We start from the raw sequence: 12,964 nt of genomic DNA on the forward strand, positions 1-12,964 counted from the left end.
AAGACCGGAGAGCTTTGGTTATCCAGATCGCGTGGCAGGCACAGGCGGGCAAGGTGCGGATCGTATCGTCAATTCTGGTCGTCCTGGCGCTCGCGGCCTGCGAGCCGCGCGGCAGCGTCGTGGTCGACCCTGCCGCAGCGCGTTCAGGCAGGATAGAGACGCTTTTCATCGGCACAACCCGCGGCGCCGACACGGCTACGGGCGAGGCCTTCGGAAAGGTCCGAAGCCCGGTGACGCGCTTCGTCCGCATTGACGTGGCCATTCCTCCGCAGCATGTCACCGGGGAAATCTCCTGGCCCGAGCCGAACCGCCCGGCCGATCCCGCGACGGACTTCCTTGCGGTCCAGCAAAAGATCTACGCGGATGCCAACAGCTTCCGCGCGGACCTCGGTGCCGAGCTGGTCCGCAACCCGCGCAGGCAGCGCGAAGCGGTGGTCTTCGTCCACGGCTTCAACAACAACTTCGCCGAGGGTGCCTACCGCCTCGCACAGATCGGAAACGACATCGGCATCGAAGGGGCGCTCGTCCATTATTCCTGGCCGTCGCGGGCCAATCCGCTCGGCTATGCCTATGACCGCGACAGCGCGCTCTTTGCCCGCGACGGTCTCGAGACGCTCCTGCGCGAGGTCGCTGCGGCGGGTGCCGAGCGCATCCTGATCGTCGCGCATTCCATGGGCTCGTCGCTGACGATGGAGACGCTGCGCCAGATCGCGCTCAGGGACGAGGGCAAGCTGCTCGACCGGGTGTCCGGCGTGATGCTCGTCTCGCCCGACATCGACGTCGACGTGTTCCGCGCGCAGGCAGAGCGGATCGGTGATCTGCCGCAGCCCTTCGTGATCTTCTCCTCCAAGCGGGACAGGGCGCTGGCCCTCTCGGCGCGGCTCACCGGTCAGCGCGACCGGCTCGGCAATGTCGGTGACGTGACGGAGCTCGCGGACCTCAAGGTGACGCTGCTCGACACGACGGCCTTCTCCAAGGGGTCGGGCCATTTCAACCCCGGAGAGTCGCCGGCGCTCATCGCGATCCTCGGCCGGCTCGCCGAAGTCGACAGCGCCTTTGCGCAGGACAGGACGGGCCGCACGGGGCTCCTGCCCGGCGCCGTGCTGACGGTGCAGAACGCCACGCAGGTCGTGCTGTCCCCTGTCACGGCGATCTCGCAGATCCAGCCCTAACCGCGACGCAGGTAAACGTAAAACGCGCCGCCGCCACCGTGCTTCAGATGCGCGGGCACAACCTGCAGCACCACCGTGCCAAGGGGCGGCTGGGTCAGCCAGGTCGGCAGCTGGTGGCGCAGAACGCCCATCCGCTGCGGGATCGGGCCGGGGTCGTCGCGCAGCTTGCCCTTGCCGGTGATCACGAGAACCATGCGCTTTCCCGCCGCCTGCGCGCTGAGGATGAAGCGGATCAGTTCGGGATGGGCCTCTGCCAGCGTCATGCCGTGAAGGTCGATCCGCGCCTCGGGCTTGAGCTTGCCGCGCAGCATCTGCTGATGGGTGCGGCGGTCCATGCGCAGGGGTTGCGCCGCCAGACGCTCCTCGAGCGCGGGCACGAGGTCATGCGCCGCCGTCAGGGGCCGCGCCGTCTCGCCGATGTGGAAATCCAGCGGGGTCGGATGCGGTTTCCTCGGCTTCGGCTTCGCCTCGGCCTCGACCGGCTTCAGCTTGCTGGGCCGCATCGCCCGAGCCGAGGCGGCGACGCGGCTCCAAAGCTCTTCATCCTCCGGGCTGAGCCCGCGCCGGCGGCGCGTCACCGGGCAATCCTCCTAGCCATGCCGCTTGGCAGAAGTGTCACCAGCCTGCCCGAAATCCGCATATCGCCAGCCCATAGCCCGGCCTCTGCGCCGGTGCCGCAGAAGATGTCGCCGCGCTGCGCGCCCCTGATCGCGCTGCCGGTGTCCTGCGCCACCATCAAAGCCGCAATACCACCCCCCTCGACCCAGACCGGAGCGCCGAGCGGGATATGGTCCGGATCGACGGCGAGGCTGCGGAGCGCGGTGACGGGCCGGCCCATCGTTCCAATCGGGCCGCTGTCGGGCGGCAGGCCGAGGTCGCGGAAGAAGACGAAGGACGGGTTGTGGCGCAATAGCGCGGGCGTCTCGTCCGGATGCGCCCGGCACCAGGCGCGGATGCCGTCGGCGGTGATCCCGGCCGGCCCGCCTTCGCCGCGGCGCGTCAGTTCCTGCCCGATCGAGCGGTAGGGATGGCCGTTCTTCGCCGCGAAGCCGAACCGGCGCACCGACCCGTCGGCCAGCCGCACCCGCACCGATCCCTGCACCTGTGCCAGGAACGCCTCGACCGGATCGGCGAGCCAGACCAGCTCCCGCCCGGCAAGAAGATCGCCCGCCTCGATCTCTTCGCGGCTAAACCAGGGCCGGTCGGCGGGCAGATCGGCCGGCGCGGCATAAAGAGGATGGTCGAAACCCTCGCCCCGGTCGGTGCGGCCCGGGATTTCGGGCTCATAGTAACCGGTTAGCAGTCCGGGCGGCGTGCCGATCTCGACCGGCGTGAAGGAAGCCTCGAAAAAGGCGCGCGCATCGCCCGACGCGGGCGCCGGCCAATCGGCGCCGACAAGGTCGGCGGTCACGCTATAGGCGGCGAGGGCCGCGGCATGATTGTCCTCTGCCCAGCCCGGCAGGCTGGAGAAGTCGAGCAGCCGCGCGGCGCCCATCACTCGCCGGTTGCGACGAGTTGCCAATTGGGATCGTTCTGACCCATCTTGCGGGCGAAGGTCCAGACGTCACGCTGGCGTCGGACCTCGTTCAGGTTTCCCTCGACGACCTCGCCGGCCGCGTCGCGCGCCGCCGAGATCAGCTCGCTCGCGAAGCGCACAGTCACCTCGGCCTCTCCGGTCCGGCGGTCGAACTCCGCCCGCTGCACCGAGACCTCGCGGGTGCCCATGAACTCCGCCGTCACGGTCAGCCCGCGCGAGGCGCGCGCGGCGACGACTTCGACCAGGGTGTCATAGACCTCTTCGGAGAGGAACGGCTGCACCTTCGACAGGTCGCCCTTCTCGAAGGCCATCAGGATCATCTCGTAGGCGCCGCGGGCGCCGGTGAGGAATTCCGAGACCGAGAAGCTGGGCTCGACCTGCTTCATCGCCGCGAGCGCCTGCGCGGCGTCGCTGCCCTCTTCGACATGGTCTGTGATGTCACGGTCCGGACCGCCCTCGATCACCTCGAACTTGCCCTTGCGCGCGCCCGGCAGCGGTGTCGGCGCTTGCGGCTTCTCGAAGCCCTCGCGAGTGCCCAGAACGCTCCTCAACCGCAGGATCAGGAAGATCGCGATCCCGGCGAGGACTAGGAGCTGGATAAGGGCATTGGACATTGTGCTGCGCCTCTGACGCCACAGCACGAGCTGCGGCAGGGTTGGTATATTTGCTTCGCTCCCCCTATGTAAGTCACGGGTGGGGTCAAGTCTACTCCACGGACCGGAAAGGAGAGGCCCATGTGGCTGCTGATCGCGTTCCTCGCGGTACCCATGATCGAGATCGGCCTGTTCATACAGGTTGGCGGCATCATTGGTCTGTGGTGGACGCTCGCCATCGTGCTCGTAACCGCGGTCGCGGGCAGTTTTCTCGTGCGGATGCAGGGCGCGCTGGCGCTCGCGCAGCTGCGCGGCGCGCTTGGCGAGCTGCGCGACCCGACCGAGCCCATCGCCCACGGCGCATTGATCCTTTTCGCCGGCGCGCTTTTGCTGACGCCGGGCTTTTTCACCGATACGGTCGGCATCCTCCTCCTGATCCCGCCGGTACGATCGGCGGTGCTGCGCTATCTTGCCGCGCGGGTGCGGGTGGAACGGTTCACCGTCGGCGGCATGCCGCCCCGGCGCGAGCCGAACCGGCCGGACGTGATCGACGGCGAATTTCACGAGATCGACTCCGAGCGGCCGATTTCGGACCGTCCTTCGGGCTGGACCCGGCATTGAGGCCCGCAAGCCAAGGTGCTACACCAGCGGCCAAACCGGATTTCCTTGGGAGAATTGAACATGGCCGAGAACGGCAACGGGGCTGAAACGACGGAAGCGCCGCAGGTGAAGATGAGCGTGCTGGGGCAGTTCATCCGCGACATGTCCTTCGAGAACATCGTAGCCCAGAAGGGGATCAGCGCCAGCGAGGTGACGCCCGAGATCCAGGTCCAGGTCAGCCTCGACGCCCGCAAGCGCGCGATCGAGCACCAGTACGAGGTGGTCTCCAAGTTCAAGGTCACCTCGACCAACAAGTCCGACAAGTCGCCGCTCTTCCTGATGGAGCTCGACTACGGCGCGATTTTTCATGTCGAGGGCGTGCCGGAGGAGCAGCTGCACCCGTTCCTGCTGATCGAATGCCCGCGCATGGTGTTCCCCTACGTCCGCCGCATCGTCTCGGACGTGACGCGCGATGGCGGCTTCCCGCCGCTGAACATCGACACGGTCGATTTCCTCGCGCTCTATCGTCAGGAGCTTGCCCGCCGCGCGTCGGCGCAGAAGGCCGTCGAACAGCCCTCGTGAGCGCGGCTGACCTCATCCCGACCTGGGTCGAGGGGCGGCTCGCGCCCTTCGACAAGCTTGGCGCGCATCTCAAGGGGCTGCGGCACAAGGCGGTGTCGGTGTTCCTGATGGAGGGCGACCGGGTGCTGATCCAGCGCCGGGCGCTTGGCAAGTACCACACGCCGGGGCTCTGGGCGAACACCTGCTGCACCCATCCGCATTGGGACGAGGCGCCCGTAGACTGCGCCCGCCGCCGGTTGCGCGAGGAGCTCGGCATCGAAGGCGTGGCGCCGGTCTTCGCCGATCAGGTCGAATACCGCGCCGAAGTCGGCGGCGGCATGACCGAGCACGAGGTCGTTGACATCTTCACGGCGCGGGCGCCGGAGGGGCTGACCGTCACGCCCAACCCCGACGAGGTGATGGAAGTGCGCTGGATCACCCTCGCCGATCTCGTCGCCGAGGTGGCGGCGTCGCCGGAGCACTTCACGCCCTGGCTGCGGATCTACCTCGCCGAGCATCGCGCCCGGATCTTCGGCGCCTGACCCGGCTTCGGCAGCCGGGGGACGTCGCGTCCCCCGGACCCCCTGCGGAGTATTTCCGGACAGAAAGTGGGGTCAGTCGATCTCCATCTCCTCGACGAGCGCGGCCCAGGCGGCGCCGTGCATGTCGCGGTCGGCGCGCGTGCCCTGCACGGCGGGACGCGGCAGCGAAAGCTTCACGACGTTCAGATCGGCGATGTCGAAGCGTTTGATCGCCTCTGGATCGGTGCGGAAGCGGGCGGCGAGGCTCGCGGTCGCGAGGCCGGTCGAGATCCGCTCGAAATCGACCCTGTTCCGGCAGAAAATGTCGATCGTCAGCCAGAACGGGCCGGCATTCTTGGAGCGGACCTTCTGCGCGATCTGACCGATTTCAGCCATGGCCGACCTCGTCGGTGACGATGCGGAACGGTGCCATCGGATCGTCGAGCCCAAGGACATGGTTGAGGCAGAACTCGTATAGCGCGCCTCGGCTCATCTCGGCCGGAGAGAAGGGGAAGGCGAAGGTCGGCATCGGCTCGTCCTCGGTCAGTGCGTGATGCAGGAGATAGGGGTTTAGGATCTTGCCGATCTCGGCAGCCTCGGCCTCGGTCGGCGCGGTGGCGATGGCGAGGACGCCGATTTCGGCGGGCATGGGACCGGGGGTTTCCAGCGGGCCGAGCGTGGCGTCACGGCCGATGAGCCTCAGCTCGATGTCGAAGCCGTCTGGCGCCAGCCCCATCCGCTCGCTCACATCCGCTCGTGCGCGGGCCGCGACCTGCGCTGCCCAGCCGCTGGCATTGGCGACATAGCGGCGGTCGCGCAGAAGCGTCAGGCTCACGGTCTGGTATCCGGCAATACGGGCGCCCTCGAGCTTGACCGTGTAGGGTCCCGGCCGCCAGACCGAACCCTCGACCCGCACCCGGCGGTCGTCGAGCGCCGTGTAGGTCGCGGCGGTGACATCGAGAACGCCACCCGGTTCGTAGAGGAGGAATGGGTCGGAATTCTCGTAGAGCATATGCGCCGAGACCGTGTAGGGCGTGGCGCGGGCGGAAAGAGCCATGGGGTCGACGGTGAAGCCCGCATCGTCGAATTCGATCAGGATCGTGCCCGAGGCAGGATGAGTGGTGGCGATTGCCCCGCATTCCCCGATCTTCGCGCCGTGCCAGGCGGCGCCCCCATGACAGCCCCGCACGATCGGCAGGGCGGCGATGATCGCCGTGTCGGTGGTCCGGCCGGCAATGACGATGTCCGCGCCGGTGGCGAGCGCCGCGGCGACTTGTTCGGCGCCCGCAAGCGCCACGATGTTGCTGCACGCGCGGATCGTGTCGGTATCGACCTCCGGCGCGGCGGGCAGGGGCGTGATCCGGCCCGCCTCGAAGGCGGTGGCGATATCGGCCGGATCCTGGCCGGTATACAGCCGCGTCACAGTCAACCTCTGGCCAAGCTCCGCGGCCAAGTCGCGGGTGATGTCAAAAAGCCAGTCGACGGTGGCATCCGCCCCGCAGGTTCCTGCCGTGCCGATGATCAGGGGCACGCCGGCCTCGGCCCGCGCCTGCATCAGCTCGCGCCATTCCGCCCGCGTGGTGGCGCGGGAGTATTTCGACGCGCCCCGGCCAAGATAGGCCGGGCCGCTGTCGGTCGAACCGCCGTCGACCGCGATGATGTGCGGCTTCGCCGCGATCCCTCGCGCCAGCGCCGCCCGGTCATAGCCGAGGCCCAGCGCCCCGGTCGGGATCAGGACCCGCGTTTCCGGCATCAGTCCACCAGCTCGTCGGCGTCGCGGATCGCTGGTTTCTTGAGGATCCCGCGCAGGAACATCGGCGCGATGAAGCCGGCGATGGCGGCGATCCAGAGACCGATCGAGATCGGCGTCGCGAACAGGTAGGTCCAGTCGCCGTCCGAGATCACCATGGCACGGCGCAAGGAGTCCTCCATGTGATTGCCGAGGAGGATGCCGAGGATCACCGGCACGGTCGGGATGTCGAGTTTCCGCAGCACGTAGCCGAGCGCGCCGAAGGCGATCATCAGGACGAGATCGAAATAGCTCCCGGTCAGCGAGTAGATTCCGACGAAGGAGACCATCGTGACCCCGGGCAGCAGCACCCAGGCCGGCACGGTCAGCACCTTCACGAAGATCTTCACCATCGGCACGTTCATCACCAGAAGCACGATATTGGCGATGAGGAGCGAGGCGATGAGGCCCCAGACCACTTCGGGCCGGTCGGTGAAGAGCGTCGGCCCTGGCGTGATGTTCAGGGTCATCAGCAGCGCCAGCAGAACCGCGGTCGTTCCCGACCCCGGCACGCCGAGCGTCAGCATCGGCACCAGCGCGCCGCCGGCGGCCGCGTTGTTGCCGGCCTCGGGCGCGGCGACGCCCTTCGGGTTGCCCTTGCCGTAGCTTTTCTTGTCGGGGTCGACAGCCTTCTGCGCCATGTAGGCCATGAAGGAGCCGAGCGAAGCCCCGGCACCGGGCAGCACGCCCGCGAAAAAGCCGATTACGGTCGAGCGCAGCATCGCGCCGGTCGAGCCGACAATGTCCTTCACCGGGATTGTGATCTTATCCAGTTTCACGCCGATGGCGCTTTCCTTGCCGTGGCTCTCGATGAAGAAGAACACCTCGGCGATGGCGAAAAGCCCGACGATGGCGACGAGGAAATCGACCCCGTCCATCAGGTGCAGGTTGCCATAGGTGAAGCGCGGCATGCCGGAGGTGTTGTCGAGCCCGATCATCGCGATGCCAAGCCCGAGACAGGAGGCGAGCGCCGCCTTGGCTTGGTTGTTCGAGGCGATTCCGCCGAGGGTGCAGAAGGCGAGGAGGTATAGCGCGAAATACTCAGCCGGGCCGAAGAGATAGGCGACCCGCGCCAGCATCGGCGCGAGGATCATCAGCCCGATCGTCGCGATGAAGGCGCCGACGAAGGAGGCGACGCCCGAGATCACCAGCGCATCGCCGGCGCGGCCCTGCTTGGCCATCGGATAGCCGTCGAGCGTGGTCATCAGCGCCGGCTCGTCGCCGGGGATGTTCAGGAGGATCGAGGAAATCCGCCCGCCATACATCGCGCCGTAATAGACGCTCGTCAGCAGCACCAGCGCCGAGGTCGCGTCGAGCCCCATTGTGAAGGCGAGCGGAATGAGGATCGCCACACCGTTCGAGGGACCGAGGCCCGGAAGCGCGCCGATGATCGTGCCGACGAAGGCGCCGATCACCGCAAGCATCAGCGTCCATGGCGAAAGCGCGATCGAAAAACCGAGTGCGAGGTTGGAAAGTAGGTCCATGGCGATGTCTCAGCCCATGATTGCCTTGGGCAGGCCGGTGAGGCTGAGCCCTAGGAGGAATTTGAAGATCACATAAAGCCCGGCAGAGAGGCCGAGACCCGCGAGAATGGCGGGCAGCGGACGCGGGCTGATCTGGTAGCTTAGGATCGCCGCGACGATGGCGGTCGGGATCAGGAAGCCCATAGGTTTGAGCATGTAGGCGTAGGCGATTAGCGCCAGGAGCGCGACGGCAAGCCGGCCGAGCGTCGGCAGGTCGGGCCATTCGGGATCCTTGTCAGGACGGATCACCATGTAGAGGCCGCAGATCGCGGCAATCGTTCCGATGATGTAAGGAAACGTCTTCGACCCCACCGGGTCCGAGAGGAAACTGGTCTGGATCTGCGCGGCGCTGGCGACATAGGCCAGCGCCACGAGGATCACGACCAGACCGAAGATCCGGTCGCCGGTGATCACTGAATCACTCCGATTTCCTTGGAAAGCTCGGTGGTGTCGGCCACGACCTGGTCGATCCAGCCCTGGAAGTCGTCGCCGACCTTGGTGAAGGGCGCGAGCCCGTTCGCCGCCATCGCTTCCTTCCATTCGGCGCTGTCGGCCACGGCCTTGAGCCGATCGGCCCACTTGGCGAAGGCCTCGTCGGAAATGCCCTTCGGCACATAGAGCCCACGCCAGTTCACCGCGACGACGTCAAAGCCCTGTTCCTTCGCCGTCGGGATATCGTCGAAGCCCGGCACCCGCTCCTCGGTCAGGACGGCGAGCGCCCGGACCTCGCCTGACTTGATGAAGCCGACGATCTCGGACATGTCGCCGGTCATCGCCTGGGTGAAGCCGCCCACGGTCTGGGTGATCGCGTCGGCGCCGCCATCGACACCGATATACTTGACCGACTTGATGTCGGTGAAGCCGCCGGCCTTCAGCACCTGAAGGGGCTTCATGTGGTCGAAACCGCCCGCCGCCGAGCCGCCCGCGAAGGCGACCGAACCCGGATCGGCCTTCACCGCCTCGACAAGGTCGCCAAGCGTCTGGAACGGGCTGTCGGCCGCAACCACGATGACGCCGGGATCGGCGCCGATCGCGCCGACGAAGCGCACCTGATCCGCCGTCGCCCCGCCATAGGCATTCTGCGCGAGCCGCGTCGTCGTCGCCGAGGACGCCGCGATGATGAGGTCCTCGTCGGTGTTGCGCTCGTTGACCACGGTCGAGAAGGCGAGCCCGCCGCCCGCGCCGGCCATGTTGGTGACCTGCACCGGCTGGTCGACCTGACCGATGTCGAACAGGATCTTGCCGACCTGACGGCAGGTGAAGTCCCAGCCGCCGCCCGGATTGGCCGGCGCGATGCACTCGGTCGCCCAGACCGACGAGGCCGCCATGAGACCGATCGCGGCGCTCGTGCCGAACACCTTCATTGCCCTGAATGTCATGTATTCCTCCCGTGTGGTTTTCTTTCCGGACACGCACGCCAAAGCGGCGCGGTGCCGATCCCCTTGCAAGACCCACGATTCGCTGGAAAGCTGACAGCAACCTGTCACCAGGGGGTGGATGCGTTGCGCTTCCTTCTCGTCGAGGACAATCCCGATCTGGCGCTGTCGGTTGCCGAGAGGCTCCGGCTCGACGGCCATGCCGTCGATCCCGCCGCCTCTCTCACCGAGGCGGGCGACTGCCTCGCGGCGGCGTCCTACGACCTTATCCTGCTCGACATCTCGCTGCCCGACGGCGACGGACGCGACTTTCTGCGCCGCGAACGCCGCTCGGGGCGCGACACGCCGATCATCGTGATGACCGCGCGGGCGGAGGTGTCGGACCGGGTCGACGTGCTCGACCTCGGGGCGGACGACTATGTCACCAAGCCCTTCGACTTCGCCGAGCTGGAAGCGCGCTGCCGCGCCGTCCTGCGGCGGCGGGGCAATGCGCTGCAGACCGTGCAGCACTATGCCGGGCTCACCTTCAACCCCTTGAACGCTAGCCTCGTCGTCGCGGGCGAGATGCGGGAGCTGAGAAATCGCGAGCTCCGGCTTCTCGAAATCCTCCTTGCCGCGCCGGAGCGCATCTTCTCCAAGGCGCAGATCTGCGACCGGCTGTTTTCCTATGCCGAAAGCGTCACCGACAACGCGATCGAGGTCTATGTCGCGCGGCTGAGGAAGAAGCTCGAAGGCTCCGGGGCGCGGATCGAGACGGTGCGCGGCCTCGGCTACCGGTTGACGGCCGAATGAGGCGCGCGCCGCTTTCCCTGCGCCTCCGGCTGGTCCTGCAGCTGCTCGGCATCGCCGCCGTTCTTGCCATCGTTCTCTATTTCACCGTACGCACCGTCGCCGTCCAGGCGGCCGAGGCGAGCCAGGACGGCGTTCTAGGCGCCGCGACGCTGGCCATCGCCGAAAGCCTGCAAGGCGGGGACGACGGGGTCAGCGTCGATCTGCCCTACGAGGCGTTCTCGATCCTCGGTTCGATCTCGGCCGACCGGGTGTTCTACCGGATCGACGCGCGCGGGCTGACGCTGACCGGCTATGACGACCTGCCGCCGCCGCCCGAGGCGGGCGCGGCGGTGACGCCGGTCTTCTACACATCGCCCTATCGCGACACCGAGGTCCGCATCGCCGCAGTCGCCCGCATGGTGCTGGTCGCGCGCAAGCCGGTGCCGGTCCTCGTCATGGTCGCCCAGACCCGGCAGGGGCAAGAGGCGATCGCCCAGCGCGTCGCCCAGCGCGCCGCCGCGATCGGGCTCGGGTCCTTCGTGCTGGCGGCGGCTCTGTCGCTGCTCACAGCAGGCAGCGTGCTCGGCCCGATCAACCGGCTTGCTGCGGCGGTGGCGCGACGAGGTCCGCAGGACCTGCGCGCCGTCGATCATCCGACGCCGGTGGAGCTCAGGCCGCTCATCACCGCGCTGAACGGCTTCATCGCCCGGCTGCGCGGCGCGCTCACCCGGACCGAGACCTTCATCGCCGAGGCCGCTCACCATATCCGCACGCCCCTTGCGACGGTCCGCGCCCGGGCCGAGATCGCCCTGCGCCAGAGCCAGTCTGAGGAGATGCGCGAGTCGCTCCGCGCGGTGATCCGTGCGGTCGAGGAAAGCAGCCGTTCGGCGGGCCAGCTTCTCGATCATGCGACGGTCGTCGCCCGCTCCGACCGGCTCGCGGACGAAAGCGTGGATCTCGCGAAGCTCCTCGCCGCGCAGGCCGACGCGTTCCTGCCCACCGCCGACCTCAAGGACCTGACGCTGCGCGTCACCGCGGAACCGGCGCGCGTGCAGGGCGACCGCGCCCTCATCGAGGCGGCGCTGCGCAATCTCATCGACAACGCGATCAAGTATTCGCCCCCGGAAACCACGATCGATCTGACGCTCCGCCCGGGCGATCCGGTGCTGATCGAGGTCGCCGACCGTGGCCGCGGCCTGTCCGGCCAGAAACCGGGACGGCTCACCAAGCGTTTCGCGCGGGGCGAGAACGCCCGCGACGTGATCGGATCCGGCCTTGGCCTGACCATCGTCGCCGAGGTCGCCTCGGCCCATGGCGGGCGTTTCGACCTCACCGAACGGGAAGGAGGCGGCACATGCGCGCGGCTCTACTTGCCCTCGGCCTGATCCTCGGCATCACCGGCTCGGCCGCCGGATTCACCGTCGAGGAAGAGGTACGCTTTCCCGCGCCCGGTACCGAACGGCGCGAGCTGACAATCCTGTCGACAACCGATACCGGCGTCCTGAAGCCGGTGATCGAGGCGTTCCAGAAGCGTTTTCCGGATGTCGAAGTCCACTACACGGTCGCCAATTCGCAGGAGGTCTTTGCCGCGATTCATGACGAGGGCGCGACCTTCGACCTCGTCATCTCTTCGGCGATGGATCTGCAGATGAAACTTGCCAATGACGGCTTCGCGGCTTCCTACCGCTCGGCCGCCACCGATGCGCTGCCGGGCTGGGCGCACTGGCAGGACAGGCTCTTTGCCTTCGCGCAGGAAAACGTCGTGCTGATCGCCTCGCGCCGGGCGCTCGGCGGTCTCTCCCTTCCGCAGACCCGGCGCGACCTGATCGACATGCTGCGCGACGATCCCGAGCGGTTCCGCGGCCGGATCGGAACGTACGATCCCGAACTCTCCGGTGCGGGCTACCTTTTCGCCACGCAGGATGCGCGGCAGTCCGACAGTTTCTGGCGGCTCGCCGAGGTGATGGGCGGCCTCGCGCCAAGGCTTTACACTTCGTCGAATGCGATGATCACGGACCTGAAACAGGGCCGGCTCGCGCTCGCCTACAACGTGCTCGGCAGCTACGCCGGCCCGCGGCTCGCCAGCGAAGACGACGCGGCGGTGGTCGAACTGGAGGACTATACGCTGACGCTTCTGCGGACCGGGCTTATCCCGGTCGGCGCGCCCGATCCCGCATTGGGCGGCGGGTTTCTCGACTTCCTTCTCAGCGCCGAAGGCCGGCGGCTCGTCGGCGAGGAGGCCGGCCTGCCGCCGATCGACGAGGTCGCGCTGTCGCGTGGCCCGCATCTTAGGCCGATGCGCCTCGACCCCGGCCTTCTGGTCTTCCTCGACGCGATCAAGCGGCGGGCGTTCTTGGAGGAATGGGCCGCGGCGCTTCAGCAGAACTGACCACGCTGTCGCGCAACGGATGCGCCAAAAGAAACGCGCGATGTCGGACTGCGCTGGAATTCGCTGAAGATTGCTGCAAGGAATAGGCGGCAGGGCATTCGGGCGCGGGGAAACGGGTGGGGCGACAGGCAG

The 12,964-nt window shown here is 67.6% G+C and carries 15 protein-coding genes; 7 read left to right on the top strand and 8 right to left on the bottom strand.

Going from position 1 to position 12,964, the window contains the following annotated elements; all coding sequences use genetic code 11:
• The first annotated feature begins 14 nt into the window (after window positions 1–14).
• Complete coding sequence (locus R5H32_RS07200; RefSeq protein WP_318338011.1) at window positions 15–1,172, top strand: alpha/beta hydrolase; 1,158 nt, start codon at window positions 15–17, stop codon at window positions 1,170–1,172.
• On the opposite strand, the gene R5H32_RS07205 is transcribed toward R5H32_RS07200, so the two are convergent.
• From R5H32_RS07205 to R5H32_RS07215, 3 genes are read right to left on the bottom strand one after another with little or no spacing between them, the layout of a single operon-like run.
• Window positions 1,169–1,750, bottom strand: coding sequence for a Smr/MutS family protein (locus R5H32_RS07205; RefSeq protein ID WP_318338012.1), 582 nt, complete (start codon window positions 1,748–1,750; stop codon window positions 1,169–1,171). The genes R5H32_RS07200 and R5H32_RS07205 overlap by 4 nt on opposite strands.
• Entirely contained in the window at window positions 1,747–2,667 is a 921-nt protein-coding gene (locus R5H32_RS07210; RefSeq protein ID WP_318338013.1) for a murein transglycosylase A, read from the bottom strand. The genes R5H32_RS07205 and R5H32_RS07210 overlap by 4 nt, the downstream gene beginning before the upstream one ends.
• Window positions 2,667–3,323: a Tim44/TimA family putative adaptor protein gene (locus tag R5H32_RS07215; protein WP_318338014.1), complete on the bottom strand. Its 657-nt coding sequence runs from the start codon at window positions 3,321–3,323 to the stop codon at window positions 2,667–2,669. Before R5H32_RS07215 ends, R5H32_RS07210 begins: the two co-directional genes overlap by 1 nt.
• A gap of 120 nt (window positions 3,324–3,443) precedes the next feature.
• On the opposite strand from R5H32_RS07215, the gene R5H32_RS07220 reads away from it, so the two are divergent.
• From R5H32_RS07220 to idi, 3 genes are read left to right on the top strand one after another with little or no spacing between them, the layout of a single operon-like run.
• Window positions 3,444–3,923 (top strand): FxsA family protein, encoded by a 480-nt coding sequence (locus R5H32_RS07220; protein WP_318338015.1) that lies wholly within the window; start codon window positions 3,444–3,446, stop codon window positions 3,921–3,923.
• A gap of 60 nt (window positions 3,924–3,983) precedes the next feature.
• Entirely contained in the window at window positions 3,984–4,484 is a 501-nt protein-coding gene (secB, locus tag R5H32_RS07225) for a protein-export chaperone SecB (RefSeq protein WP_318338016.1), read from the top strand.
• A complete protein-coding gene (idi, locus tag R5H32_RS07230) occupies window positions 4,481–5,005 on the top strand; it encodes an isopentenyl-diphosphate Delta-isomerase (protein WP_318338017.1) in 525 nt (174 codons plus the stop codon). Before secB ends, idi begins: the two co-directional genes overlap by 4 nt.
• A gap of 72 nt (window positions 5,006–5,077) precedes the next feature.
• On the opposite strand, the gene R5H32_RS07235 is transcribed toward idi, so the two are convergent.
• Genes R5H32_RS07235 through R5H32_RS07255 form a run of 5 tightly spaced genes read right to left on the bottom strand, consistent with a single transcriptional unit; the run spans window position 5,078 to window position 9,675 of the window.
• A complete protein-coding gene (locus tag R5H32_RS07235) occupies window positions 5,078–5,380 on the bottom strand; it encodes a DUF4387 family protein (protein WP_318338018.1) in 303 nt (100 codons plus the stop codon).
• Complete coding sequence (locus tag R5H32_RS07240) at window positions 5,373–6,737, bottom strand: acyclic terpene utilization AtuA family protein (RefSeq protein WP_318338019.1); 1,365 nt, start codon at window positions 6,735–6,737, stop codon at window positions 5,373–5,375. Before R5H32_RS07240 ends, R5H32_RS07235 begins: the two co-directional genes overlap by 8 nt.
• Window positions 6,737–8,257, bottom strand: coding sequence for a tripartite tricarboxylate transporter permease (locus R5H32_RS07245; protein WP_318338020.1), 1,521 nt, complete (start codon window positions 8,255–8,257; stop codon window positions 6,737–6,739). The genes R5H32_RS07240 and R5H32_RS07245 overlap by 1 nt, the downstream gene beginning before the upstream one ends.
• 9 nt (window positions 8,258–8,266) lie before the next feature.
• Window positions 8,267–8,710, bottom strand: coding sequence for a tripartite tricarboxylate transporter TctB family protein (locus tag R5H32_RS07250; protein WP_318338021.1), 444 nt, complete (start codon window positions 8,708–8,710; stop codon window positions 8,267–8,269).
• Window positions 8,707–9,675: a Bug family tripartite tricarboxylate transporter substrate binding protein gene (locus tag R5H32_RS07255; RefSeq protein ID WP_318338022.1), complete on the bottom strand. Its 969-nt coding sequence runs from the start codon at window positions 9,673–9,675 to the stop codon at window positions 8,707–8,709. Before R5H32_RS07255 ends, R5H32_RS07250 begins: the two co-directional genes overlap by 4 nt.
• 123 nt (window positions 9,676–9,798) lie before the next feature.
• On the opposite strand from R5H32_RS07255, the gene R5H32_RS07260 reads away from it, so the two are divergent.
• Genes R5H32_RS07260 through R5H32_RS07270 form a run of 3 tightly spaced genes read left to right on the top strand, consistent with a single transcriptional unit; the run spans window position 9,799 to window position 12,832 of the window.
• Window positions 9,799–10,464 carry a response regulator transcription factor gene (locus R5H32_RS07260; protein ID WP_318338023.1) on the top strand — a complete coding sequence of 222 codons (666 nt, stop codon included), beginning with the start codon at window positions 9,799–9,801 and terminating at the stop codon, window positions 10,462–10,464.
• A complete protein-coding gene (locus tag R5H32_RS07265; protein WP_318338024.1) occupies window positions 10,461–11,828 on the top strand; it encodes a sensor histidine kinase in 1,368 nt (455 codons plus the stop codon). The genes R5H32_RS07260 and R5H32_RS07265 overlap by 4 nt, the downstream gene beginning before the upstream one ends.
• Window positions 11,798–12,832: an ABC transporter substrate-binding protein gene (locus R5H32_RS07270; protein WP_318338025.1), complete on the top strand. Its 1,035-nt coding sequence runs from the start codon at window positions 11,798–11,800 to the stop codon at window positions 12,830–12,832. Before R5H32_RS07265 ends, R5H32_RS07270 begins: the two co-directional genes overlap by 31 nt.
• Window positions 12,833–12,964: the final 132 nt, after the last annotated feature.

The organism is Defluviimonas sp. D31, from assembly GCF_033436765.1.
Classification (GTDB): domain Bacteria; phylum Pseudomonadota; class Alphaproteobacteria; order Rhodobacterales; family Rhodobacteraceae; genus Albidovulum.

Coding starts and splice junctions, on each gene's coding strand:
- secB (WP_318338016.1), top strand. CDS start 3,984: ATGGCCGAGAACGGCAACGGGGCTGAAACGACGGAAGCGCCGCAGGTG.
- R5H32_RS07265 (WP_318338024.1), top strand. CDS start 10,461: ATGAGGCGCGCGCCGCTTTCCCTGCGCCTCCGGCTGGTCCTGCAGCTG.
- R5H32_RS07245 (WP_318338020.1), bottom strand. CDS start 8,257: ATGGACCTACTTTCCAACCTCGCACTCGGTTTTTCGATCGCGCTTTCG.
- R5H32_RS07215 (WP_318338014.1), bottom strand. CDS start 3,323: ATGTCCAATGCCCTTATCCAGCTCCTAGTCCTCGCCGGGATCGCGATC.
- R5H32_RS07235 (WP_318338018.1), bottom strand. CDS start 5,380: ATGGCTGAAATCGGTCAGATCGCGCAGAAGGTCCGCTCCAAGAATGCC.
- R5H32_RS07255 (WP_318338022.1), bottom strand. CDS start 9,675: ATGACATTCAGGGCAATGAAGGTGTTCGGCACGAGCGCCGCGATCGGT.
- R5H32_RS07270 (WP_318338025.1), top strand. CDS start 11,798: ATGCGCGCGGCTCTACTTGCCCTCGGCCTGATCCTCGGCATCACCGGC.
- R5H32_RS07240 (WP_318338019.1), bottom strand. CDS start 6,737: ATGCCGGAAACGCGGGTCCTGATCCCGACCGGGGCGCTGGGCCTCGGC.
- R5H32_RS07210 (WP_318338013.1), bottom strand. CDS start 2,667: ATGGGCGCCGCGCGGCTGCTCGACTTCTCCAGCCTGCCGGGCTGGGCA.
- R5H32_RS07220 (WP_318338015.1), top strand. CDS start 3,444: ATGTGGCTGCTGATCGCGTTCCTCGCGGTACCCATGATCGAGATCGGC.